This is a genomic window from Streptomyces caelestis (assembly GCF_014205255.1).
GTDB lineage: Bacteria > Actinomycetota > Actinomycetes > Streptomycetales > Streptomycetaceae > Streptomyces > Streptomyces caelestis.
Genome location: NZ_JACHNE010000001.1, coordinates 5,337,152 through 5,360,131, shown reverse-complemented (window position 1 = coordinate 5,360,131; position 22,980 = coordinate 5,337,152). Strand labels below are relative to the sequence as shown.

Sequence of the window (22,980 nt, the reverse complement as noted above, 5' to 3'; positions counted from 1 at the left end):
CAACCCGCCCTGACAGAGCCTCCATTGTCTCTCACCCGACAAGTGCCCAGCGCCCAGGGGCCCCCTGGCCAAAGGCCCACGGGGCCCGGCCACCCGGAACCCGGGTGCGGCGCACCCCGCGCCGCCTTGCATGATGGGCCCCGACGCCCCGACGAGGGAGGAGCCCGCTTGCCGCCCCTTCGGGCCTTGCTGGCCCTGCCTGTGTCCGTCGCCCTCCTCGGCCTGCCTCCGGCCGACTCGTCGGCTCTCTCCGTTCCGCCCACGAACGCGGTGCTCCCGCTGCTGGTGACCCAGGGCAGAGCACCCGCCGCGGCCCTGCTGGCCCGGGAGGGAACCACCACCCGCTACGCCCACGCCGGGCAGGGCATCGCCCGGTCGGACCATTTCCGCGCCGGCAGCATCACGAAGACGTTCATCGCGACGGTCGTGCTGCAACTGGCCGCCGAGCACCGGCTGTCACTGTCCGACACCGTGGAGCAGCACCTGCCGGGCCTGGTGCGGGGAGCGGGCAACGACGGCCGCGCGCTGACCCTGCGTTCCCTGCTCACCCACACCAGCGGCCTGTACGACTACACCGCGGACACCGGCGGAACCGCACCCGTCACGCCCCGTCAGGCCATACGCATCGCACTCACCCACCCCCCGGCGGAACGCGGCCGCTTCTCCTACTCGAACACCAACTACGTCCTGCTCGGCCTGGTCGTCCAGCAGGTCACCGGCCACTCGTACGCCACCGAGGCCGAGCGCCGCATCATCACTCCCCTGGGTCTGACGGGCACCTCCTTCCCCGGATCCCGTTCTTCGCTGCCCTCTCCGCACGGCCGCGCCTACGCCGCCGACGGAACCGACGTCACCGATCTCGACCCGCGGGTGGCCGGCGCCGCGGGCGAGCTGGTGACCACGCTCGCCGATCTGGACCGCTTCTACTCGGCCCTGCTCGGCGGACGGCTGCTGCCCCCGCGCCGGCTGCGCGAGATGCTCGACACCCGTGCCGCACACGGCGCGTACGGCATGGGGCTGTTCCCCGAGAAACTTCCGTGCGGCACCACGGTGTGGGGGCACAACGGGCACATATCCGGCAGCTATGTGCGCACCGCAGCCACCGTCGACGGCCGGCGTGTCCTCACCTTCCGCGTGAACACGGACGCGATCGCAGATCCCGGTCTCGAACCCGCGGTGCTCGCGGCCGAGTTCTGCCCCCGCACCTCGTAGAACGACCAGGTTCCGAACGAATATCCCGGTTCCCGACACTCGTTCGGGTGACGTCGGGAGCGTCGCCCGGTTCGCGTGAGCAGCCGCCTCTACAGCGGCACGATGTCCGGCGCCCCCAGCCGCGCCGCGTCCGCCGTCAGGTCGTCCGGCTGGCGCTGCGACTCCCGCTCGGCCTCCACCCGCTTCTCGTAGTGCTGGACCTCGCGCTCGATCTGGTCCTTGTCCCAGCCGAGGACCGGCGCCATGAGCTCGGCGGCGTCGCGAGCGCTGCGCGTGCCCCGGTCGAAGGTCTCGATGGAGATGCGCGTACGCCGGGTCAGCACGTCGTCGAGATGCCGCGCCCCCTCGTGCGAGGCCGCGTAGACGATCTCGGCGCGCAGATAGTCGTCGGCCGCCGGCAGGGGCTCCCCCAGGGACGGGTCCTCGGCGATGAGCGCGAGGAGTTCCTCGGCCATCGTGCCGTACCGGTTCAGCAGGTGCTCCACCCGCACCACATGCAGTCCGGTCCGGGCCGCGATCCGCGCCCGCGCGTTCCACAGTGCCCGGTAGCCCTCGGCGCCCAGCAGCGGCACGTCCTCGGTGACGCACTCGGCGACGCGCATGTCGAGCCCGTGCACCGCCGCGTCCACCGCGTCCTTGGCCATGACCCGGTAGGTGGTGTACTTGCCGCCCGCCACGACGACGAGCCCGGGCACGGGATGCGCCACGGTGTGCTCGCGCGACAGCTTGCTGGTGGCGTCCGACTCGCCCGCGAGCAGCGGCCGCAGGCCCGCGTACACGCCCTGGACGTCGTCCCTCGTGAGTGGCACCGCGAGCACCGAGTTCACATGCTCCAGCAGGTAGTCGATGTCCGCGCTGGACGCGGCCGGGTGGGCCTTGTCGAGGTCCCAGTCGGTGTCCGTGGTCCCGACTATCCAGTGCCGGCCCCAGGGGATGACGAACAGCACGGACTTCTCCGTGCGCAGGATCAGCCCGGTCGTGGAGTGGATCCGGTCGCGCGGCACGACCAGGTGGATGCCCTTGGACGCCCGGACGTGGAACCGGCCGCGCTCCCCGACCATCCCCTGAGTGTCGTCCGTCCACACGCCGGTGGCGTTGACGACCTGCTTGGCGCGGATCTCGTACTCGCCGCCGCCTTCGACGTCCTGCACCTTCGCGCCGACGACCCGCTCGCCCTCGCGCAGGAAGCCCGTCACGCGTGCGCGGTTGGCGGCCTTCGCGCCGTACGCCACCGCCGTGCGCACCAGCGTCGCGACGTACCGGGCGTCGTCCATCTGGGCGTCGTAGTACTGAAGCGCCCCCACCAGCGCGTCCTTCTTCAAACAGGGCGCGACGCGCAGGGCGTGAGAGCGGGTCAGGTGGCGGTGCATCGGCAGGCCCCGGCCATGACCCCGGGCCATGGACATGGCGTCGTACATCGCGACGCCCGACCCGGCGTACAGCCGCTCCCAGCCCTTGTGCTGCAAGGGGTACAGGAACGGCACGGGCTTCACCAGATGCGGGGCGAGCCGCTCCAGCAGCAGGCCGCGTTCCTTCAGGGCCTCCCGTACGAGCGCGAAGTCGAGCATCTCCAGGTAGCGCAGGCCGCCGTGGATCAGTTTGCTGGACCGGCTGGAGGTGCCGGACGCCCAGTCACGCGCCTCGACCAGTCCCGTGGACAGGCCCCTGGTCACGGCGTCGAGCGCGGTGCCCGCACCGACCACGCCTGCGCCCACCACCAGCACGTCCAGCTCGCGCTCGGCCATAGATGCGAGTGACTCGGCGCGCTGCGCCGGCCCGAGTGTCGCTGTCCTCACCGCTGCCTCCCGCTCATCGGTCGCGCCGGCCGCACCCGTCGGGTGAGACCCCGCCCGTATCCCCCTGCCCAAATTCTGACCGCGTTGCCCGACTTCAGCCACCACGGGCCGTCAGCCTGTGGACAACGCGCACGGAACACTCACCGAAACTCGGCCGAGCAATCCCACATATCGGTCATATTTACTCCTAGTCTGACATTGCGCTCGCCCGTCCTGTCCACAGGGCTTGCGTACCTGTCCCACTTCGGCTATCGGGAAGGACGGCCACGCCATGCCCGCAGATCTCGCCGTCATCGGACTCGGCCCGTACGGCCTGCCCCTGGCCCAGGCCGCCGTCACCGCCGGCGTCGCCACCCTCGGCTACCGGACCGGCCCCGAGGCCGGCCTTCTCAGCCCCGCTGAACAGCGCCGGATGCTCTCGGGGGGCTTCCGGCCGACCACGAACGCCACCGAACTCGGCCGGGTGCGCACCGCGGTCATCTGCGCACCGACCCCGCAGGGCGCGGACGGCGGACTCGACCTGAGCCGACTGGAGGCGGCCGCCCGCACCCTGGCCGCGCACCTGCGCCCGCACACCACTGTGATCCTGGAGTCCCCTGTGTACCCAGGGACCACAGAGGGAATCCTGCGTCCCCTCCTCGAAGAAGGATCGGGTCTGCGCGCGGGCCGCGACTTCCACCTCGCCTACTCCCCCAGCCGTGTCGACCCCGGCAACCGCGACTTCACCCCCGCCAACACCCCCAAGGTCATCGGCGGCCTCACCCCGGCCTGCACGGAGTCGGCCGCCGCCTTCTACGGACGGCTCACCGACAAGGTGGTACGCGCGCGTGGACCCCGCGAGGCGGAGACCGTGCAGCTCCTGGAGACCAACTACCGGCACGTCAACATCGCCCTCGTCAACGAGATGGCCGTCCTCTGCCACGACCTGGGCGTCGACCTGTGGGACGTCGTCCGCTGCGCGGAGACCAAGCCGTTCGGTTTCCAGGCCTTCCGCCCCGGCCCCGGCGTCGGCGGCCACGCCGTCCCGCAGGACCTGACCGCCCACGGCGGCCGCACCCTGCGCATGGTGGAACTGGCCCAGCAGGTCAACAGCCGGATGCCCGGCTACGTCGTCCAGCGCGCCGCCACGCTCCTCAACGAGCACGGCAAGTCGGCCCGGGGGGCACGCGTGCTGCTCCTGGGCGTCACCTACAAGCCCGACCTCGCCGACCTGCACGGCACCCCCGCCCAGGAGATCGCCCTGCGCCTGATGGAACTGGGCGCCTCGGTCAGCTACCACGACCCGCACGTCCCCGCCTGGAGCGTCCTGGACCGCCCCGTCCCCCGCGTGGACTCCCTTTACGAGGCGGTCGCCGACGCGGACCTGACCATCCTCCTCCAGCAGCACCGCACGTACGACCTGCAAGGCCTGTCAGTGAAGGCGCAGCTGCTGCTGGACACGCGGGGGGCGGCGCCCACGGGGGCGGCGCATCGGTTGTGAAGAGGGGCGCGTGGGGGCGCTGAGCCCCCTGGGCTGGTGGCGCGGGGCACCCCGCCGCCAGTACCTTGGGAGACGGCGGAGCCCACCGCAGCGGGCACTGCGGCAGGCTCCTGGATGGATCACGGAGTGTCCGCCCCTAGTTCTCGTGGGGGCGGCCGCTCACCATCCGAAGCAAGGCGGAGCCCACCGCAGTGGCCACTGCGGCAGGCTCCTGGATGGATCACGGAGTGTCCGCCCCTAGTCTCTATAGGGGCGGCCGCTCACCATCCGAAAAGTCGCAAGATCCACCTCCTCCGGCACTGCACCATCCGAAGACGGAGTCGGTCCCAGCGGGTGGGCTTGCGGTGGCGTCCCATGAGCGCCCCCTTCCACGACGCCACCCATTGGCCCGGTAGGCAGCACGTCGGAATCGGGCCGGGCCCCGAGGGGCCGGGGTCCGGAACCGTGTCCTTGGAAGGGGGCACCCAGGAGAACCGGGGCGCCGATCACGGACACTAGCGCCTCGAAACCGCCCTCCACCGCGCCATCCGGCCCGAAGGCAACCGCGCGCCCCCATAAGCCAACACGCGCCCCGCCAGGGCCAGTTGGGCACGCAAAAGGGCCTGGTCACTCACCCGAGTGACCAGGCCCTTCCTCGTCCTGGGGGCTACCGACTACCGCCGGTGCTGCGAGTCCGCCACCGTCACCTCGACCCGCTGGAACTCCTTCAGCTCGCTGTACCCGGTCGTGGCCATCGCCCGCCGCAGCGCGCCGAAGAGGTTCATCGAGCCGTCCGGGGTGTGGGACGGACCCGTGAGGATCTCCTCGATGGTGCCGACCGTGCCGAGGTCGACCTTCTGGCCGCGCGGCAGCTCCTCGTTCACGGCCTCCATGCCCCAGTGGTTGCCCTTGCCCGGGCCGTCGGTCGCGCGGGCGAGCGGGGAGCCCATCATGACCGCGTCGGCGCCGCAGGCGATCGCCTTGGGCAGGTCGCCGGACCAGCCGACACCGCCGTCCGCGATCACGTGCACGTACCGGCCGCCGGACTCGTCCATGTAGTCGCGGCGGGCCGCGGCCACGTCGGCGACCGCCGTCGCCATCGGGACCTGGATGCCCAGCACGTTGCGCGTGGTGTGCGCGGCGCCGCCGCCGAAGCCGACCAGCACGCCCGCCGCGCCGGTGCGCATCAGGTGCAGGGCCGCGGTGTACGTGGCGCAGCCGCCGACGATCACCGGGACGTCCAGCTCGTAGATGAACTGCTTCAGGTTCAGCGGCTCGTGCGCACCGGAGACGTGCTCCGCCGAGACCGTCGTACCGCGGATGACGAAGAGGTCCACGCCCGCGTCGACGACGGCCTTGGAGAACTGGGCCGTGCGCTGCGGGGAGAGCGCCGCGGCCGTGACCACGCCCGAGTCGCGCACCTCCTTGATCCGCGCGCCGATCAGCTCCTCCTTGATGGGCGCGGCGTAGATCTCCTGAAGGCGCCGCGTCGCCGCGTCGGCGGGCAGCTCGGCGATCTCGTCGAGCAGCGGCTGCGGGTCCTCGTACCGCGTCCACAGACCTTCGAGGTTCAGCACGCCCAGGCCGCCGAGCTCGCCGATGCGGATGGCGGTGGCCGGGGAGACGACCGAGTCCATGGGGGCGGCCAGGAAGGGCAGCTCGAAGCGGTAGGCGTCGATCTGCCAGGCGATCGAGACCTCCTTCGGGTCCCGCGTACGGCGGCTGGGGACGACGGCGATGTCGTCGAAGGCGTACGCCCGGCGGCCGCGCTTGCCGCGCCCGATCTCGATCTCAGTCACGTCTGTGGCCTTTCCCTGTTGCGTTTCAGCGTCTTCCAGTATCGCCGACGGGTACGGCAAGGGCGGCCCCGGATGCTTCCGGGGCCGCCCTCGTCAGGCCTGTCCGCTACTTGCGGCTGTAGTTCGGCGCCTCGACCGTCATCTGGATGTCGTGCGGGTGGCTCTCCTTGAGGCCCGCCGAGGTGATCCGGACGAAGCGGCCCTTGGTCTCCATCTCCCCGATGGTGGCGGCACCCACGTAGCCCATGGTCTGGCGCAGACCGCCGACGAGCTGGTGCAACACGTTGGCCAGCGGACCGCGGTAGGGCACCTGCCCCTCGATGCCCTCGGGCACGAGCTTGTCGTCCGCGGCCACCTCGGCCTGGAAGTAGCGGTCCTTCGAGTACGACCGGCCCTGGCCCCGGGACTGCATCGCGCCGAGCGACCCCATCCCACGGTAGGACTTGAACTGCTTGCCGTTGATGAACTGGAGCTCGCCGGGCGACTCCTCACAGCCGGCGAGGAGGCTGCCCAGCATGACGGTGTCGGCGCCGGCGGCGAGCGCCTTGCCAATGTCGCCCGAGTACTGCAGACCGCCGTCGCCGATCAGCGGCACGCCGGCCGGACGGGCCGCGAGGGACGCCTCGTAGATGGCCGTGACCTGCGGGACACCGATACCGGCGACGACCCGGGTGGTGCAGATCGAGCCGGGGCCCACGCCGACCTTGATGCCGTCGACGCCGGCGTCGATCAGCGCCTGCGCGCCGTCACGGGTGGCGACGTTGCCGCCGATCACGTCGACCCCGACACTCGACTTGATCTTCGACATCCAGCTGAGGGCGTTGCTGTTGTGGCCGTGCGAGGTGTCGACGACCAGGAAGTCCACACCGGCCTCGGCCAGCGCCTGGGCCCGCTCCAGCGCCTCGGGGCTGGCACCGACGGCGGCACCGACGATCAGGCGGCCCTCGGCGTCCTTCGCGGCGTTGGGGTACTGCTCGGCCTTGACGAAGTCCTTGACCGTGATGAGGCCCTTGAGGACGCCCGCGTCGTCGACCAGCGGGAGCTTCTCGATCTTGTGGCGGCGCAGCAGCTCCATGGCGTCCGGCCCGGAGATGCCGACCTTGCCGGTGACGAGCGGCATCGGGGTCATGACCTCGCGCACCTGACGGGTGCGGTCGGTCTCGAAGGCCATGTCACGGTTGGTGACGATGCCGAGCAGCTTGCCCGCCGGGTCGGTGACCGGGACGCCGCTGATGCGGAACTTGGCGCACAGGGCATCGGCCTCGGCCAGCGTCGCGTCCGGGTGCACCGTGATGGGGTCGGTGACCATGCCGGACTCGGAACGCTTCACCAGGTCGACCTGGTTGACCTGGTCCTCGACGGAGAGGTTGCGGTGCAGTACGCCGACGCCGCCCTGGCGGGCCATGGCGATCGCCATACGGGACTCGGTGACCTTGTCCATCGCCGCGGAGAGCAGCGGGATGTTCACCCGGACGTTGCGGGAGATGCGGGACGAGGTGTCGACCGCGTTGGGGAGCACCTCGGATGCACCCGGCAGCAGCAGCACGTCGTCGTAGGTCAGCCCGAGTGTCGCGAATTTGTCGGGCACGCCGTCGACGTTGGCAGTCATGACACCTTCCCCAAATGGCCTTGATCGGTGCGGATGTCCATGCTAACGGGAAGCAGAGAGCCCGAATTCCAGTGTTCCGCCTGACCGGGGGCTTCGTATCTTCGTACGGAACCGGCGCATCCCTTGTTCAACGAAGGCACTACTGCTCGGCGAGCGCCCTCAGCCTGCTCAGGGCCCGGTGCTGGGCCACACGGACCGCGCCGGGTGACATTCCCAACATCTGACCCGTCTCCTCCGCCGTCAACCCCACCGCGATCCGCAGCAGCAGCAGCTCCCGCTGGTTCTCGGGCAGGTTGGCCAGCAGTTTCTTGGCCCATTCCGCGTCGCTGCTCAGCAGGGCGCGCTCCTCCGGACCCAGGGAGTCGTCGGGCCGCTCGGGCATCTCGTCCGAGGGGACGGCCGTCGAGCCCGGGTGCCGCATCGCCGCGCGCTGGAGGTCGGCGACCTTGTGCGCGGCGATGGCGAAGACGAACGCCTCGAAGGGGCGCCCGGTGTCCCGGTAGCGGGGCAGCGCGAGGAGCACCGCCACGCAGACCTCCTGGGCGAGGTCCTCCACGAAGTGCCGGGCGTCGCCCGGGAGGCGGGACAGACGGGTGCGGCAGTAGCGCAGGGCCAGAGGGTGGACATGGGCGAGCAGGTCGTGCGTGGCCTGCTCGTCCCCGTCGACGGCGCGGTGGACGAGCGCGCCGATCGCCCCTTGGGCATTGACCGCCTCGTCGTCGCGCATCGGTCCATGGTGCCTTGCGGCCGCCGGGTCCGTGGCACCGCGCCCGTTGTTGTGCACCGAAGCGTTATGAGCAGGTGCGCCGGAACTCATCCCCTGCGCCCTCCCCTTCCGCTCGACCGAATCGTCCCCGAGGAACTCCACACCCTCAAGGATGCGGCATCCGCGGCGAAACGAGCAGCGGGCACCCGGCGCACTCCCGGTCCGCCCCCGCCGACCTGGCCTTCCTTGCCCACATTGCGACCGCCGCCACACCCGCGATCGTCCCCAGGGCCTGCCGCTCGGCTCCTCCCGGGGGCCGGGGTCCCCGTCCGCGCCCTCCCGAGCTCTCGACCTCGCTCGGGCAGGGGGAGGCCCCCACCGGCGTGGCCGTCGGCCGCCGGCCCGCACACGCGCTCGTGCGGCTGGCGCGGGGGCATCCGCACCCCTCCGCTCTCCGGCCCTCGCCGGATGCCGCGTGTGGCAGCCGGCCCGATCCGAAGGACAGGGCCCAGGGAGTGTCCGCAAAGTCCCGCCTGCCCCGCGACGCCCGGCACTCCCTCTCGCCGCACCGGGCGAACACCCGCGCACCACCAGTACGCGGGCGTCCGCCCGGCACGCCGAGAGCAGTCACCGAACGCCGCAGCGCCCGCCCTCCGGGCGGACGCCGGGACTTTGCGGACACTCCCTAGCGCACCAGACCCCACCGGAAGCCGAGCGCCACGGCGTGGGCCCGGTCCGAGGCGCCGAGCTTCTTGAACAGGCGCCGGGCGTGCGTCTTGACGGTGTCCTCGGAGAGGAACAGCTCGCGGCCGATCTCCGCGTTCGAGCGGCCGTGGCTCATGCCCTCGAGAACCTGGATCTCACGCGCCGTGAGCGTCGGCGCGGCGCCCATCTCGGCCGAGCGCAGCCGGCGCGGGGCGAGCCGCCAGGTCGGGTCGGCCAGGGCCTGCGTCACCGTCGCGCGGAGCTCCGCGCGGGAGGCGTCCTTGTGCAGATAGCCGCGGGCGCCGGCGGCGACCGCGAGGGCCACACCGTCCAGGTCCTCGGCGACGGTGAGCATGATGATGCGCGCACCGGGGTCGGCGGACAGCAGCCGCCGGACCGTCTCGACGCCGCCCAGGCCGGGCATGCGTACGTCCATCAGAATCAGGTCCGAGCGGTCGGCCCCCCAGCGGCGGAGGACTTCCTCGCCGTTGGCCGCCGTCGTCACGCGCTCTACGCCGGGCACGGTTGCGACCGCGCGACGGAGCGCCTCTCGGGCAAGCGGGGAGTCGTCGCAGACGAGGACGGAAGTCATGGCCGCCCTCCGCAGCTGATGCGCGTCACCTTGAGCCTCCAGGCTGGTACGAAATCGTCACCTGTGCGGTCGACCGCTTCGGACACCTGCCCGAGCGCTTTTTCCTTCAACCGCCTCGCACTCTCAACGACGGTCACTCGAAAGAGTTACGGGGGCGGCTGACATCTTCGGCACTCTACGTGAGGGGCCGGACACGGTGCCGACATGCACAACAGACCCTCGAACTTTCATCACAACCTATGCCCCATTCAGACCCTTTTCTTCCGCTTTGCCAGTGTCTGGAGCTAGATTCGCAATGAGTCATATTTTCATCTCCTTAGATCGTAGTTGTACGGTCGTTGACACCAGATCCGCCCAGAACGGCTACAAGGGGTCACGTAATGGCAGATTTCTCCCGCCTTCCCGGACCGAACGCGGACCTGTGGGACTGGCAGCTGCTGGCTGCCTGTCGAGGGGTGGACAGCTCGCTCTTCTTCCATCCGGAGGGCGAGCGCGGTGCGGCTCGGAGCGCTCGCGAGAACTCGGCCAAAGAGGTCTGCATGAGATGCCCTGTGCGTGCCGAGTGCGCCGCCCACGCGCTGGCCGTGCGTGAGCCGTACGGCGTGTGGGGCGGGCTGACCGAGGACGAGCGAGAAGAGCTGATGGGGCGGGCGCGCAACCGGCTGGTGTCGGCGTCGACATCCGGCGGGCGCGCCGCCTCGAACAACTGAAGGAACGTTTCTGCGAACAGGCACGCGCATGCGTGCCGTTGGTTTTTGGCGCGCTGGCGCCGTGGCTGGCGCTTGCGCTGTGGCTAGCGGTGGCCTGCCCGTGCCAGTTGGTCGAGCGTCGCCGCCACCGCCGGGACCTGTGCGAGGTCGGGCAGGGTGAGCGCGACGATCTCCCGGCGCACCGCCGGTTCCAGTGTCACGGTCCGTACCCCCCGGGGCCGTACGGACTCGACGGCCAGCTGGGGCAGCACGGCCACGCCGAGACCCGCGCCGACCAGGCCGGCGACGGCCGGGTAGTCGTCGGTCGCGAAGTCGATGCGCGGGGTGAAGCCGGCCGCCGCGCACACCTCGACCAGCTGACCGCGGCAGCGCGGGCAGCCCGCGATCCACGGCTCCCGCGCGAGCTCGCCGATCGCGACGGACCGCGCGCCCGCGAGCCGGTGCCGTTCCGGCACGAGCGCGACGAGCCGGTCCGTCAGCAGCGGCCGTACGACGAGGTCCTCCCACTCCTCGGCGCCCGCCGCCCCCTCGTAGCGGAAGGCGAGCGCCACGTCGCAGTCGCCCTCGCGCAGCATGCCGACCGACGTGGGCGGTTCGGCCTCCTCCAGGAAGACCCGGGTGCCGGGGTGCGCCTCGCGCAGCGCGGCGAGGGCCGTCGGCACGAGAGTGGAGCTGCCGCTGGGAAAGGAGACGAGCCGGACCCGTCCGGCCCGCAGCCCGGCGATGGCGGCGACCTCCTCCTCGGCCGCCGTGAGCCCGGCGAGGATCCCGGCGGCGTGCCGCACCAGCGCCTCACCGGCCTGGGTCAGGCGCATCTCGCGTCCCGTGCGGATCAGCAGCGGAGTGCCGACGGAGGCTTCCAGGGCCTTCATCTGCTGGCTGACGGCGGGCTGGGTGCAGCCCAGTTCACGGCCCGCGGCGGAGAAGGAGCCGGTGGCCGCGACGGCGCGCAGTACGCGGAGATGACGAGCTTCGATCACCTTTCGAGGATAAGCGACCCTTTGAAGCCGTTCCGAATAATGCGTCGACGCTTTGGGACGGGTCCCCTACCGTGCGGGCATGAAGCTTCTGTCTGTGAATCTGGGCCGTGCCAAGGCTGTGACGTACACGGACAACCCGGAGGGTGTGACTGGAATCGACAAACAGCCGGTGGACGGGCCGGTGCGGGTGTCGGCGCCCGGGCCCAAGGGCGTCGGCGGGAGCGGGCTGGCCGGGGACGCGGTGTGCAAGCTGGAGCACCACGGCGGCGACGACCAGGCGGTCTACGCGATGGCGCGCGAGGACATGGACGCGTGGGAGCGCGAGCTGGGCCGGCCGCTGGCGCACGGGGCGTTCGGCGAGAACCTCACGACCGAGGGCCTCGACGTCTCCGGGGCGCAAATCGGCGAGCGCTGGCGCGTCGGGCCCGCGGTGCTGCTGGAGGTCACCTGCGGGCGGATCCCGTGCCGCACCTTCCAGGGCCATCTGGGCGAGAAGCAGTGGGTGAAGCGGTTCACGCAGCGGGGCGCGCCCGGGGCGTATCTGCGGGTGATCGAGCCCGGTGAGATCCGGGCGGGCGACCCCGTCGAGATCGTGCACCGGCCGGAGCACGACGTGACCGTGGCCCTCCAGTTCCGGGCGGTGACCACCGAGCGGACGCTGCTGCCGCGGCTGCTGGCGGCGGGCGAGGCGCTGCACCCGGAGTCGCTGAGGCTGGCGCGGGAGTACGCGGAGAAGCACGGGGCCTGACGGCCGCTCGTCGTGCGGGTCTCCACCGACCCTTCACCTGCGAGGCCTGCGCACGGAAGCGGACGCACATGGTCCAGGTCACTAACCTTCTGCCATGACAACGGCTCTGATTACGGGATCGACGGCAGGCATCGGGGCCGCGTTCGCGCGGCGATTGGCGGCGGACGGGCACAACCTCGTGCTGGTCGCCCGCGACACCAAGCGGTTGCGGGAACAGGCGACCGAGCTGCACGACCGGCACGGCATCGAGGCGGAGGTGCTGACGGCCGACCTCGCCGAGGACAAGGGCATCGAGTCGGTGGCCGACCGGCTGGGCGACCGCAAGAACCCCGTCGACCTGCTGATCAACAACGCCGGCTTCGGCAACAAGGGCCGCTATCTCGACGTCCCCATGGTCGACGAGCTGCGGATGCTGAAGGTGCACTGCGAGGCGGTGCTGCGGCTGACGTCCGCGGCGACGGAGGCCATGCGGGAGCGCGGCCGTGGTGGCGTGGTGAACGTCGCGTCGGTAGCCGCGTTCGTCCCGCGGGGCACCTACGGCGCCTCCAAGGCCTGGGTCGTGCAGTTCTCCCAGGGCGCCGCGCGCGACCTGGCCGGCAGCGGCGTACGGCTGATGGCGCTCTGCCCCGGTTTCGTGCGCACCGAGTTCCACGACCGGGCCGGGATGGGCACGGACAACATCCCGGGGTGGATGTGGCTCGACGCGGACAAGCTGGTGGCGGCGGCGCTGCACGACCTGGCGCGCGGCAAGACGCTGTCCATTCCGGACCCGCGCTACAAGGCACTGATGGGGGCGGCGAAGCTGGTGCCGCGGGGGGTGCTGGGAGCGGTTTCGTCTAGGACGGGGCGGAAGTACGGGCCGCAGTAGGCGCGGGCCGGAAGGCATCGACGAGGAACGCCACGGCGGCGGGTTCCACGTGCAGCACGGCGGGGAGGGCTTCCTGCCACTCCCCGTGCCGCATCGCCTGGATCACGAGGGAGCGGGCTCTGTCCGGGGCGACCCCGGGGACCAGGGCAACACCGCCGCTTCGGGGTACTCACTGAGCGGCCTGGCCCAGTTCAGCGCCGCCGAGACGTCGCCGGCTTCGGCGAGAGCCACCACGAGGGACTCCCGCGCGCTGTCGTGTTCATCACCGGCAGGAACATGGCGCACCCACCGCTTGGCCTCCTCGCACAACCTCGCCCGCACGAGAGCGCGAACCAGGCGCCATCCCACCCGCCCATGCCTCGTGCGCGCCGCGGCCCGCGCCGTCGGGTGAACGGATCAAAGCCCCGACAGGCACAGCGCCCCTCCCGCTAGGACAATGGAGCTGTTCAGCCGGACCCAGGGGGGCCGGAGGCGAGAGCATGACCTTCGTACAGCTCATCGAATGCAGGACCAGCCGGCTCGACGAGATGAACCGGCTGATGGACAGGTGGGTCGAGCAGACCAAGGGGAAACGGACCGCTACCCACAGTGTGGTGGCGAAGGACCGGGCCGACGCCACGCACATCGTCGAGATCGTGGAGTTCCCGTCGTACGAGGAGGCGATGCGCAACTCCGGGCTTCCGGAGACCGACCGGATCTTCCAGGAGATGGTGGCGCTCTGCGACGAGACGCCGACGTTCACGGACCTCGACGTGGTGCGGGACGAGCAGCTGAACGCGGCCACCGCGCGCCGGTTCTTCGAGCTGTTGCCCGGGAAGGGCGCGGCGCCCGCGTTCAACGACGTGTTCATCGAGGACTACCACGACCACGATCCCGCCAATGTGCAGGACGTCATCGGGCTGGACGCGGTGCGGCGCGAGGTGGAGGTCTGGCGGGGCGGGTTCGACTTCTCGTTCACGATCGAGGACCAGATCGCGCAGGGCGACCGGGTGTGCACCCGGTGGACCTTCCACGGCAGGCACAACGGCGAGTTCCTCGGGATTCCGCCGACCGGCAAGGACGTCACCATGACCGGGACGACCGTCCACCGGTGCACGCCGGACGGGAAGATCGCCGAGGGCTGGTGGCAGTACGACCGGCTGGGGCTGATGCAGCAGCTCGGGGCGCTGGACCCGCTGGAGTTGTGACCGGACATACGGGAGAAGCCCCCGTTCCGCGCGAGGCGGGACGGGGGCTTCTGCCGCGAGGTCGGTGCCTCAGTGGGAGTGGCCGTGGCTGTGGCCTCCGGCGGCCGGCTCCTCCTCTTCCTTCTTCTCGACGACCAGGGTCTCGGTCGTGAGCAGGAGGGAGGCGATGGAGGCGGCGTTCTCCAGGGCGGAGCGGGTGACCTTGACCGGGTCGATGACGCCGGCCTTGATCAGGTCGCCGTACTCGCCGGTGGCGGCGTTGAAGCCCTGGCCCTTGTCGAGCTCGGCGACCTTGGAGGTGATGACGTAGCCCTCCAGGCCGGCGTTCTCGGCGATCCAGCGCAGCGGCTCGACGACCGCGCGGCGGACGACCGCGACACCGGTGGCCTCGTCGCCGGTCTTGCCGAGACCGCCCTCCAGGACCTTGGCGGCGTGGACGAGGGCGGAGCCACCACCGGAGACGATGCCCTCCTCGACCGCGGCGCGGGTCGCGGAGATGGCGTCCTCCAGACGGTGCTTGCGCTCCTTGAGCTCGACCTCGGTGGCGGCACCCACGCGGATGACGCACACGCCGCCGGCCAGCTTCGCGAGGCGCTCCTGGAGCTTCTCGCGGTCCCAGTCGGAGTCGGTGGTCTCGATCTCGGCCTTGATCTGGGCGACGCGGCCCTGCACGTCGTCCTTGTTGCCGGCGCCGTCGACGACCGTGGTGTCGTCCTTCGTGACGGTCACGCGGCGAGCGGAGCCGAGCACGTCCAGGCCGACCTGGTCGAGCTTGAGGCCGACCTCCTCGGAGACGACCGTGGCGCCGGTGAGGACCGCCAGGTCCTGCAGCATCGCCTTGCGGCGGTCGCCGAAGCCGGGGGCCTTCACCGCGACGGCGTTGAAGGTGCCACGGATCTTGTTCACGACGAGGGTCGACAGGGCCTCGCCCTCGACGTCCTCGGCGATGATCAGCAGCGGCTTGGAGGAGTTGGACTGGATGACCTTCTCCAGCAGCGGCAGCAGGTCCGCGATGGAGGAGATCTTGCCCTGCGTGATGAGGATGTACGGGTCGTCCAGGATGGCTTCCATGCGCTCCTGGTCCGTCACGAAGTACGGCGACAGGTAGCCCTTGTCGAAGGCCATGCCCTCGGTGAAGTCCAGCTCCAGACCGAAGGTGTTGGACTCCTCGACGGTGATGACACCGTCCTTGCCGACCTTGTCCATAGCCTCGGCGATGAGCTCGCCGACCTGGCTGTCCTGGGCGGACAGCCCCGCGACCGCGGCGATGTCGGACTTCTCGTCGATCGGGCGGGCGGAGGACAGGAGGTCCTCGGAGATCGCGGCGACGGCGGCGTCGATGCCCTTCTTCAGGGCGGCCGGGGAGGCACCGGCGGCGACGTTCTTCAGGCCCTCGCGCACGAGCGCCTGGGCGAGCACGGTCGCGGTGGTCGTACCGTCACCCGCGATGTCGTTGGTCTTGGTCGCCACCTCCTTGACCAGCTGGGCACCGAGGTTCTCGTACGGGTCCTCGATCTCGACCTCGCGGGCGATCGTGACACCGTCGTTGGTGATGGTAGGGGCGCCGAACTTCTTGTCGATGACGACGTTGCGGCCCTTGGGGCCGATCGTCACCTTGACCGTGTCGGCAAGCTTGTTGACGCCGCGCTCGAGGGCGCGACGGGCGTCCTCGTCGAACTTCAGGATCTTCGCCATGGGAGCGTGAGCCCTCTTCCGGAATCTGGGTTAACGGCACTGCGCCCCGGGCGCCCGGCTTCTTATCGATCGCGGGGGGCCAGGGGCGCAGCTCAAAGCAGTGTGCTTGGGGTGAATTACTTCTCGACGATCGCGAGCACGTCGCGGGCCGAGAGGACGAGGTACTCCTCGCCGTTGTACTTCACCTCGGTGCCGCCGTACTTGCTGTAGAGCACGACGTCGCCGACGGAAACGTCGAGCGGAAGACGGTTGCCGTCCTCGAAGCGGCCCGGGCCCACGGCCAGGACGACGCCCTCCTGGGGCTTCTCCTTGGCGGTGTCCGGGATGACCAGGCCAGAGGCGGTGGTCTGCTCCGCGTCGAGCGGCTGGACCACAATGCGGTCCTCGAGCGGCTTGATGGCAACCTTGGAGCTGGTGGTCGTCACGATCCGACCTCCCCCTTCGGAGATCTCACGGGGTTAACTGTCTGAGGTGGCGACCAGGTGGATCCGTCGTCGCGGGTGCCGGACCTGCCCGTCGCTGTGTTGGCACTCTCCTATGTCGAGTGCCAGAGCCGAGACTATGACTGCGATTAGCACTCGGTCAAGCGGAGTGCCAATTACCGGACGGCGCGTCGGCCTGGAGGAGTCAGAGATAGTCCTCCAGCCGCCCCACCCGCAGCCCCCTGACCCTGATCTCCCTCAGCAGGCGTTCCGTGCGTTCCGTGAGCGTCAGGGACGCGGGCTCGCCGGACGGGACGGAGACGATGTCGCCGGGGCGCAGGCCGGGCTCGCCGCGGGTGTAGGTCAGGTGGCCGTCGGTTCCCAGGGACGCCCGCCAGAGGACGACCGCCGTGATGCCGCAGTCGGCGGCGGCGCGCAGGGTCGTCGTGTCGTACGTGCCGTAGGGCGGGCGGAAGAGGCGGGGGCGGATGCCGAAGCGGGAGCGGAGTTTGTGCTGCTGGCCGCAGATCTCGGCGCGCTGGCCCGCGTAGGGCAGGCCGCGCAGGGCGGGATGGTCGAGGGTGTGGTTCTGGATGGACGCGCCGACCGTGCGGAGGCGGGCGAAGTGGCCGTAGCCGGGCCCTACGACGCTGTCCGTGAGGAACATGCTGACCGGAAGCCGCCGTTCGCGGACGAGGCCGACGAAGCGGGGGTCGCGCTCGGCGCCGTCGTCGTAGGTCAGGAAGACGACCCGGTCGCGGGTGCGGACGTGATCCACGACCGGCGGGAGACCGCCTCGGTCTCCTCGGTCCGGTCCGCGGACGTCGCTCGACGCGTGCGCCGGGGACCGGCCCCGGCCGTCCGCCCCCGCCCGCTCCCCCGCGGCCCCGGCGCAGCCGGCCAGCAGGAGCACCCCCGCACAGACCAGGGCGGCCGGCGACCGCCGCCTCACAGGTAGTCCTCCAGCCGCCCCACCGCGTATCCCTCGGCCGTGACCTTGTTCAGGAAGCGGCGGATCATGTCTGGCATCGTGCCCGGCCACTGGTCGCGGCCGCGGAAGTGGCTGAGGACGATGTCGCCCGGGTGCAGTTTCCGGTCCCACTCGCGGTACTCCCAGCGGTCGGCGAAGACCTCCTCGTTCCAGAGGGGGGCGTACTCGATGCCGCAGGCCTTGGCGGCGCGCAGGGTCGCCCTGTCGTAGCTGCCGTAGGGCGGGCGGAAGAGGGTCGGGCGCTTGCCGTAGCGCTTCTCGAGGAGGCGCTGCATGCCGCAGATCTCGCGCTTCTGCGCCCGATAGGGCAGGCCCCGCATGTGCCGGTGGCGGAGGGTGTGGTTGTTCAGGACCACGCCTGCGTCCTGCATCTTCTCGAAGTAGCGGTAGTCGTCCTTGACCAGGTAGCCGCTGAGGAAGGCGCTGTAGGGGACCTTCAGCTCGCTCATCATCCGCAGGAACGCCGGGTCCTTCTCGGCGCCGTCGTCGATGGTGAGGAAGACGACCCTGTCCCGGGTGGGGACCGTGGTGAAGACGGGCGGCAGGTTCAGTCTCCGGTGGCCGGCCACTTCGAAGCCCTCGCGGGTCCTGATCGTCGGTTTCTTCGCGGGGGCCGGCGGGGCGGTCAGGGGGACCTTCCTCAGCCCCCAGCGCTGTGCGGCGGCGACCTGGGCGGCGTGCGCGGCGCGCAGCTTGGAGGCGTAGGAGTCGAGCGCGCGGGCCGGGGGCGCGTCGAGGGGCTGCTGACCGCCGGCCGGGGTGATCCGGCCGCTGTCACCCTGTGCACAACCTGAGGCGATGGCGGCGAGGGTGAGCACCGCGATGCCGATCCGCACACCGCCAGATGCCCGGCTTTTGTCATTTTGTACGACTACTCGCATGATGCCGGATCCTCGCAGCCGGCGATCCCGGATCGGCCGCGACACCGCGACCGGCGACGCGCCATCCACCGAGTGGCCCACAGGGTCCGCCTCCGCGCGCACGCGGACGGAGCACACCGGCCCACCCGGATCCGGGCCGGCCTTCCGGCGCGCACACAGCACCACGGCTCGCTCCCGGCCCCAGGCCGGGCCGACCTCCGCGACACGAGGGACCACCAGGCCGGCCGCCCTGTTCCGGCGGCGCCGCGTAATGCCGCAGCCGGCGCAGCGGACGCCTGCGGAACAGGGGCCTGTCGTCCCCCGGCTCATCGCAGGATGCCGGAGTCACCGCCCCGCCTGTCCGCAGCCGGAGCAGCGGACACGCCGGAGCAAGAGACCGCCGCCCGCCACCCATCGCCCGGCCCACCACAGGATGCCGAAGCCACCGCCCGCGCCCGGCGCAGCCGGAGAGCGGACACCCCCGGAGCAGCAGCCCACCACCCACCACCCGGCCCCGAACCCACCAGCGTCCCGGGCCCGGGCCCGACCGCACCCCACGCCTGGGCCTACCCGCACCCCAGCCCGGACCGCCCCACCGCCCACCCCGCCCCGTGGCCGACAATGATCCGGTGAACGACCTCGCGCTCCTCCTCAGCCCCGAAGGCCGCGCCCTCCTCGACGAGGTGCGGGACACCGATCCGGCGCGGGAGCTGGCCGTCGCGACGCGGCTGCGTCGCGAGCACCCCGCCGAGCTGGTGTCGGCGGCGCTGGGCCAGGCGCGGCTGCGGCAGCGGGCGGTGGTGAAGTTCGGGGCCGAGGACGCCGGGCGGATGTTCTTCACGCCGAACGGGGTGGAGCAGTCGACCCGGGCGAGCGTGGCGGCCTACCGGGCGCGGCGGCTCGCGGAGTCGGGTGTGGCCTCGGTCGCCGACCTGTGCTGCGGCATCGGCGGTGACGCGATCGCGCTGGCCCGGGCCGGGGTCCGGGTCCTGGCCGTCGACCGGGACCCGGTGACGGCCGCGACGGCGCGGGCGAACGCCGAGGCGCTGGGGTTGGCCGGCCTGATCGAGGTGCGGGAGGCGGATGTCACGGAGGTGGACACGGCCGGGTACGACGCCGTGTTCGTCGACCCGGCCAGGCGCGGCGGCCGGGGCCGGATCTTCGACCCCGAGGCGTACTCGCCGCCCCTGTCCTGGGCGGTCTCCGCCGCCCGCCGGGCCCCTCTCGCCGCCGCGCTGAAGATCGCCCCCGGCATCCCGCACGAGGCGGTCCCGGAGGACGCCGAGGCCGAGTGGATCTCCGACGGCGGTGACGTGAAGGAAGCGGTGCTGTGGTTCGGCACCGAGCCCGGGGCGGTACGGGCCACCCTGCTGCCGGGCCCGCGCACCCTGCTCTCCCGCGGTCTGCCCGACCCGGAGGTCCGCCCGCCCGGCCGCTACCTGTACGAGCCCGACGGCGCCGTCATCCGGGCCCACCTGGTCGCCGAGGTGGCCGACGAGGTCGGCGGCGGACTGCTCGACGCGACCATCGCGTACGTCACGGCCGACGCCCTGCGCCCGACCCCGTACGCCACCGCCTACGAGATCACCGACCATCTGCCCTTCAACGTCAAGAAGCTGAAGGCCCTGCTGCGGGAGCGGCAGGTCGGCACCCTCACGGTGAAGAAGCGGGGCTCGGCGGTCGAGCCGGAGGAGCTCCGCAGGAAGGTCAAGCCCCAAGGGCCCCACTCGGCCACGGTGTTCCTGACCCGGGTCGCGGGAGCACCGGCGATGCTCATCGGGCATCCCGCGTAGGCAGGAGCCGTCAGGACTGCTCCGCCACCCGCCGGGACAACAGCTCCCTCTCACGCTCGTTGCGCGTCAGCGACGCCGCCCGTTCGAACTCCGCCCGGGCCTCCGCCGTGCGGCCGAGGCGGGACAGCAGGTCGCCTCGCACGCTGGCCAGTGGTAGTCCCGCAGGGCGGGGTCGTCCATCAGGGAGTCGACGATGGACGGGGCCGGGGCCGGGCCCTCGGCCATCGAGACGGCCACCGCCCGGTTCAGTTCCACCGGGGACTCCGGAGCCTGTCTCCGCAGGTCAGCGCAGCGACTCCCACAGCTTCCGCGCCTCCGGCTCCTCGGCCACCACCCGGTTGGGATCCGAGGGCGCCCGCACCACCGGCATCGTCACCGTCCGCACGGCGCTCGCCGACAGGCCCTCGAGGCTCTGCCCGAGCCGGGTCAGCTCGCCGAGGGAGTCCAGGCCGGTGTCGGTGGTGAGGCCGGCGGTCACCGCGTCCGCGACCCGGTACAGCTTCGCCGGGTCGGTGAGCAGGTTCTGCGCGGCGATCTGATCCAGCAGTGCCTTCACCAGCTTCTGCTGGAGGCCTATCCGGCCCAGGTCGCTGCCGTCGCCTATGCCGTGCCGGGTGCGGGCCAGGGCGAGGGCCTGGGCGCCGTCCAGGTGGTGGGTGCCCGCCTTCAGGCGCAGATGGCTGTCGTCATCGGAGATGTCCTCGTCCGTGGTGACGGTGACGCCGCCGAGCGCGTCCACGAGCTGCGCGAAACCGGAGAAGTCGATCTCGATGTAGTGGTCCATCCGGACGCCGGTGACCGCCTCGACCGTCTTCACCGCACAGACCGGACCGCCCACCGCGTAGGCGCTGTTGAACATGGAGTTGTACGCGACGGCCGTCGGCCCGCCGGACGGGCGCGGGCAGGAGGGGCGGGTGACCAGGGTGTCGCGCGGGATGCTCACCACCGTCGCGCTGGTGCGCCCGGCGTCGAGGTGGACGACCATCGCCGTGTCGGAGCGGGCACCGGAGCTGTCGCCGCCGCCGAGCCTCCGGTTCTCCTCGCCGCTGCGCGAGTCGGAGCCCAGGACCAGGATGTTGAGAGCCCCGCTGGGCAGGGCCGACACGGAAGGGGACGGTGTGACCGCCGGTTTCGGCGGGCGGTTGTCGCCCAGCGCGTTGTTGATGTCGACGCCGGTGATGTTGTTGCTGAGATGCCAGTAGGCCCAGCCCGCCGACCCGATGCCCAGCACCAGCGCACCCGCCAGGGTGAGGCCGGCGATCCGCAGCGCTCTCGACCGCCGGCCCACCGCTTCGCCCGCGTCCCCGTTCCCGTCACGTCCCGTCACGGGCAGGAACGTAAGTCCGAATTGTTACGAGCAGGACCCTCGGGGCTGTTTTCTTCGGAAATTCTCAGACTTCTCGGCCCGGTCTCACCCCAGAGTCACCACGGGCACCGGGTTGCTCCCGCTCCACGAGCCGTTGAAGCCGAACGTGACCGAACCGCCGTCCGGCACCGACCCGTTGTACGAGGCGTTCACGCAACTCACCGCCGCACCCGACTGCGTGCAGCTCGCGTTCCAGGCCTGCGTGATCCGCTGTCCGGCACCGAACGTCCACTCCGCCTTCCACGACGACAGCGAGGCCCCCGAGCAGGCGATCCGCACCTGGCCCGTATAGCCCGTGCTCCACTGACTGGTGACGCCGTACGTCGCCGAGCAGGCGCCCGCCGGTGGGGTCGTCGTCCCGCCGAGGGCCTCCGCGATGGCGTGGTACGCCGGTTTCGGCTGGTAGTTCTCGTCGTACGGGGTCGCCGCGCCCTGGCCGGGGAAGGTGTCCGGGATCCAGGAGTCGGAGTCGGTGAAGCCCCACACGGTGACGCCGGAGCAGCGCGCGACCGCCAGGCAGGCGTTCATGACCGCCTCGTAGTCGGCGGCCTGCTGGGTCAGCTTCGCCTGCGTCGCCGGCAGCTGCATCCTGATGTCCAGCTCGGTGATCGCCACGTCGACGCCCAGGTCGGCGAAGCGCTGGATGTTCTGCTGCATGGTCGAGGGCACCTGGCCGACGATGAGATGGGCCTGAAGCCCGACGCCGTCGATCGGAACTCCGCGCTCCTTCAGCGACTTGACCAGGTTGTAGAGAGCCGTGCTCTTCGCGTTGACGCCCTCGACGTTGTAGTCGTTGATGTACAGCTTGGCGCCCGGGTCGGCGGCCCGGGCCCAGGTGAGGGCCTGTGCGATGTAGTCCTGCCCGAGGGTGTTGTGGAAGAGCGTCGGGCGGTAGGTGCCGTCCTCGTTGAAGGGCTCGTTGACCACGTCCCAGGCGGCCAGCCGGCCCTTGTAGCGGCCGACCTCGGTGGCGATGTGGTCCTGGACGACGGCGCTGAGCTGGTCCCGGGTCCAGCTGCCGTTGGTCAGCCAGCCCGGGTTCTGCTGGTGCCAGAGCAGGGTGTGGCCGCGCACCTGCTGGCCGTGGGCCTCGGCGAAGTTCACGATCTGGTCGGCCTCGGCCCAGTCGTAGCTGCCCCGGCTCGGCTCGACGGAGCCCCACTTCATGGCGTTGCCGGGAGTGAGCCAGTTGAACTCGCGCCCTGCGATCTCGCCGTAGGTGCCGGTGAGCTTCGAGCCGGTGACCGCCGTGCCCATGACCTTGCCCTTGGCCTCGGCGAGGTCGCGCAGGGGGGCGTCGGCGGCGTGCGCGGCGGGGGCCGTGACCAGCAGGGAGCCTGCCGCGACGACGCCGGCCAGCAGGGGTGCGAGTAAGCCCGATCTCAGCGATCTCAGCGATCTCATTGCGGGTGCCTCCGAAAGTTTCGGTGGTGCAGCCGATTGACTTCGGTGCAGTGTGGAGGGGCCCGGAACACCCGTCAA

The 22,980-nt window shown here is 71.2% G+C and carries 19 protein-coding genes and 1 pseudogene; 7 read left to right on the top strand and 13 right to left on the bottom strand.

Annotation, left to right across the window (positions count from 1 at the left end):
* Positions 1 to 168 precede the first annotated feature (168 nt).
* Positions 169 to 1,212, top strand: a complete 1,044-nt coding sequence (locus HDA41_RS24705; RefSeq protein WP_184987248.1) for a serine hydrolase domain-containing protein — start codon at positions 169 to 171, stop codon at positions 1,210 to 1,212.
* Between the two features lie 89 nt (positions 1,213 to 1,301).
* On the opposite strand, the gene HDA41_RS24700 is transcribed toward HDA41_RS24705, so the two are convergent.
* On the bottom strand, positions 1,302 to 3,008 hold the full coding sequence (locus HDA41_RS24700; protein ID WP_184987246.1) for a glycerol-3-phosphate dehydrogenase/oxidase: 1,707 nt from the start codon (positions 3,006 to 3,008) through the stop codon (positions 1,302 to 1,304).
* A gap of 271 nt (positions 3,009 to 3,279) precedes the next feature.
* Here HDA41_RS24700 and HDA41_RS24695 point away from each other — a divergent pair, with 271 nt between their 5' ends.
* Positions 3,280 to 4,488, top strand: coding sequence for a nucleotide sugar dehydrogenase (locus tag HDA41_RS24695; RefSeq protein WP_184987244.1), 1,209 nt, complete (start codon positions 3,280 to 3,282; stop codon positions 4,486 to 4,488).
* A gap of 653 nt (positions 4,489 to 5,141) precedes the next feature.
* Here the strand turns inward: HDA41_RS24695 and HDA41_RS24690 are convergent.
* The 4 genes from HDA41_RS24690 to HDA41_RS24675 all read right to left on the bottom strand — a co-directional run bounded on the left by HDA41_RS24690 (position 5,142) and on the right by HDA41_RS24675 (position 9,878).
* Positions 5,142 to 6,266 (bottom strand): GuaB3 family IMP dehydrogenase-related protein, encoded by a 1,125-nt coding sequence (locus tag HDA41_RS24690; protein ID WP_184987242.1) that lies wholly within the window; start codon positions 6,264 to 6,266, stop codon positions 5,142 to 5,144.
* A 106-nt stretch (positions 6,267 to 6,372) separates the two neighbouring features.
* A complete protein-coding gene (guaB, locus tag HDA41_RS24685) occupies positions 6,373 to 7,875 on the bottom strand; it encodes an IMP dehydrogenase (protein WP_184987240.1) in 1,503 nt (500 codons plus the stop codon).
* 139 nt (positions 7,876 to 8,014) lie between these two features.
* Positions 8,015 to 8,602 (bottom strand): sigma-70 family RNA polymerase sigma factor, encoded by a 588-nt coding sequence (locus HDA41_RS24680; protein ID WP_010036508.1) that lies wholly within the window; start codon positions 8,600 to 8,602, stop codon positions 8,015 to 8,017.
* A gap of 664 nt (positions 8,603 to 9,266) precedes the next feature.
* On the bottom strand, positions 9,267 to 9,878 hold the full coding sequence (locus tag HDA41_RS24675; RefSeq protein WP_003948568.1) for a response regulator transcription factor: 612 nt from the start codon (positions 9,876 to 9,878) through the stop codon (positions 9,267 to 9,269).
* Between the two features lie 380 nt (positions 9,879 to 10,258).
* Between HDA41_RS24675 and HDA41_RS24670 the strand changes: the two genes are divergently transcribed.
* The gene (locus HDA41_RS24670) at positions 10,259 to 10,588 is read left to right on the top strand and encodes a WhiB family transcriptional regulator (RefSeq protein ID WP_184987238.1); all 330 of its coding nucleotides are present in this window, start codon (positions 10,259 to 10,261) and stop codon (positions 10,586 to 10,588) included.
* Positions 10,589 to 10,671: 83 nt separating this feature from the next.
* On the opposite strand, the gene HDA41_RS24665 is transcribed toward HDA41_RS24670, so the two are convergent.
* Complete coding sequence (locus HDA41_RS24665; protein WP_184987236.1) at positions 10,672 to 11,568, bottom strand: LysR family transcriptional regulator; 897 nt, start codon at positions 11,566 to 11,568, stop codon at positions 10,672 to 10,674.
* Between the two features lie 79 nt (positions 11,569 to 11,647).
* On the opposite strand from HDA41_RS24665, the gene HDA41_RS24660 reads away from it, so the two are divergent.
* The 3 genes from HDA41_RS24660 to HDA41_RS24650 all read left to right on the top strand — a co-directional run bounded on the left by HDA41_RS24660 (position 11,648) and on the right by HDA41_RS24650 (position 14,371).
* Positions 11,648 to 12,316, top strand: coding sequence for an MOSC domain-containing protein (locus HDA41_RS24660; protein ID WP_184987235.1), 669 nt, complete (start codon positions 11,648 to 11,650; stop codon positions 12,314 to 12,316).
* Positions 12,317 to 12,410: 94 nt separating this feature from the next.
* Positions 12,411 to 13,184, top strand: a complete 774-nt coding sequence (locus HDA41_RS24655) for an SDR family NAD(P)-dependent oxidoreductase (RefSeq protein ID WP_184987233.1) — start codon at positions 12,411 to 12,413, stop codon at positions 13,182 to 13,184.
* A 479-nt stretch (positions 13,185 to 13,663) separates the two neighbouring features.
* Positions 13,664 to 14,371 carry an ester cyclase gene (locus HDA41_RS24650; protein ID WP_184987230.1) on the top strand — a complete coding sequence of 236 codons (708 nt, stop codon included), beginning with the start codon at positions 13,664 to 13,666 and terminating at the stop codon, positions 14,369 to 14,371.
* Positions 14,372 to 14,440: 69 nt separating this feature from the next.
* Here HDA41_RS24650 and groL read toward each other — a convergent pair whose 3' ends face one another.
* From groL to HDA41_RS24630, 4 genes are all read right to left on the bottom strand, one after another.
* A complete protein-coding gene (gene groL, locus HDA41_RS24645) occupies positions 14,441 to 16,066 on the bottom strand; it encodes a chaperonin GroEL (protein WP_184987228.1) in 1,626 nt (541 codons plus the stop codon).
* Positions 16,067 to 16,182: 116 nt separating this feature from the next.
* Entirely contained in the window at positions 16,183 to 16,491 is a 309-nt protein-coding gene (gene groES / locus HDA41_RS24640) for a co-chaperone GroES (protein WP_003974211.1), read from the bottom strand.
* 202 nt (positions 16,492 to 16,693) lie between these two features.
* Complete coding sequence (locus HDA41_RS24635; protein ID WP_184987226.1) at positions 16,694 to 17,440, bottom strand: polysaccharide deacetylase family protein; 747 nt, start codon at positions 17,438 to 17,440, stop codon at positions 16,694 to 16,696.
* Positions 17,437 to 18,360 carry a polysaccharide deacetylase family protein gene (locus HDA41_RS24630; RefSeq protein ID WP_184987224.1) on the bottom strand — a complete coding sequence of 308 codons (924 nt, stop codon included), beginning with the start codon at positions 18,358 to 18,360 and terminating at the stop codon, positions 17,437 to 17,439. The genes HDA41_RS24635 and HDA41_RS24630 overlap by 4 nt, the downstream gene beginning before the upstream one ends.
* Positions 18,361 to 18,968: 608 nt before the next feature.
* Here HDA41_RS24630 and HDA41_RS24625 point away from each other — a divergent pair.
* Positions 18,969 to 20,132: a class I SAM-dependent methyltransferase gene (locus HDA41_RS24625; protein WP_184987222.1), complete on the top strand. Its 1,164-nt coding sequence runs from the start codon at positions 18,969 to 18,971 to the stop codon at positions 20,130 to 20,132.
* A 10-nt stretch (positions 20,133 to 20,142) separates the two neighbouring features.
* Here HDA41_RS24625 and HDA41_RS24620 read toward each other — a convergent pair.
* The 3 genes and pseudogenes from HDA41_RS24620 to HDA41_RS24610 form a co-directional block, all read right to left on the bottom strand.
* Positions 20,143 to 20,414: pseudogene (locus HDA41_RS24620) on the bottom strand (RNA polymerase subunit sigma-24); the annotation flags it as partial.
* Position 20,415: 1 nt separating this feature from the next.
* Positions 20,416 to 21,459 carry an LCP family protein gene (locus HDA41_RS24615; RefSeq protein ID WP_230299420.1) on the bottom strand — a complete coding sequence of 348 codons (1,044 nt, stop codon included), beginning with the start codon at positions 21,457 to 21,459 and terminating at the stop codon, positions 20,416 to 20,418.
* 84 nt (positions 21,460 to 21,543) lie between these two features.
* Complete coding sequence (locus HDA41_RS24610; RefSeq protein WP_184987220.1) at positions 21,544 to 22,902, bottom strand: glycoside hydrolase family 10 protein; 1,359 nt, start codon at positions 22,900 to 22,902, stop codon at positions 21,544 to 21,546.
* Positions 22,903 to 22,980 lie beyond the last annotated feature (78 nt).

What these genes read in the sequence shown, in the direction of transcription:
- groL (WP_184987228.1), bottom strand. Translation starts at nt 16,066, where the DNA reads ATGGCGAAGATCCTGAAGTTCGACGAGGACGCCCGTCGCGCCCTCGAG.
- HDA41_RS24670 (WP_184987238.1), top strand. Translation starts at nt 10,259, where the DNA reads ATGGCAGATTTCTCCCGCCTTCCCGGACCGAACGCGGACCTGTGGGAC.
- HDA41_RS24660 (WP_184987235.1), top strand. Translation starts at nt 11,648, where the DNA reads ATGAAGCTTCTGTCTGTGAATCTGGGCCGTGCCAAGGCTGTGACGTAC.
- HDA41_RS24695 (WP_184987244.1), top strand. Translation starts at nt 3,280, where the DNA reads ATGCCCGCAGATCTCGCCGTCATCGGACTCGGCCCGTACGGCCTGCCC.
- HDA41_RS24610 (WP_184987220.1), bottom strand. Translation starts at nt 22,902, where the DNA reads ATGAGATCGCTGAGATCGCTGAGATCGGGCTTACTCGCACCCCTGCTG.
- HDA41_RS24630 (WP_184987224.1), bottom strand. Translation starts at nt 18,360, where the DNA reads ATGCGAGTAGTCGTACAAAATGACAAAAGCCGGGCATCTGGCGGTGTG.
- guaB (WP_184987240.1), bottom strand. Translation starts at nt 7,875, where the DNA reads ATGACTGCCAACGTCGACGGCGTGCCCGACAAATTCGCGACACTCGGG.
- HDA41_RS24650 (WP_184987230.1), top strand. Translation starts at nt 13,664, where the DNA reads ATGACCTTCGTACAGCTCATCGAATGCAGGACCAGCCGGCTCGACGAG.
- HDA41_RS24680 (WP_010036508.1), bottom strand. Translation starts at nt 8,602, where the DNA reads ATGCGCGACGACGAGGCGGTCAATGCCCAAGGGGCGATCGGCGCGCTC.
- HDA41_RS24655 (WP_184987233.1), top strand. Translation starts at nt 12,411, where the DNA reads ATGACAACGGCTCTGATTACGGGATCGACGGCAGGCATCGGGGCCGCG.
- HDA41_RS24675 (WP_003948568.1), bottom strand. Translation starts at nt 9,878, where the DNA reads ATGACTTCCGTCCTCGTCTGCGACGACTCCCCGCTTGCCCGAGAGGCG.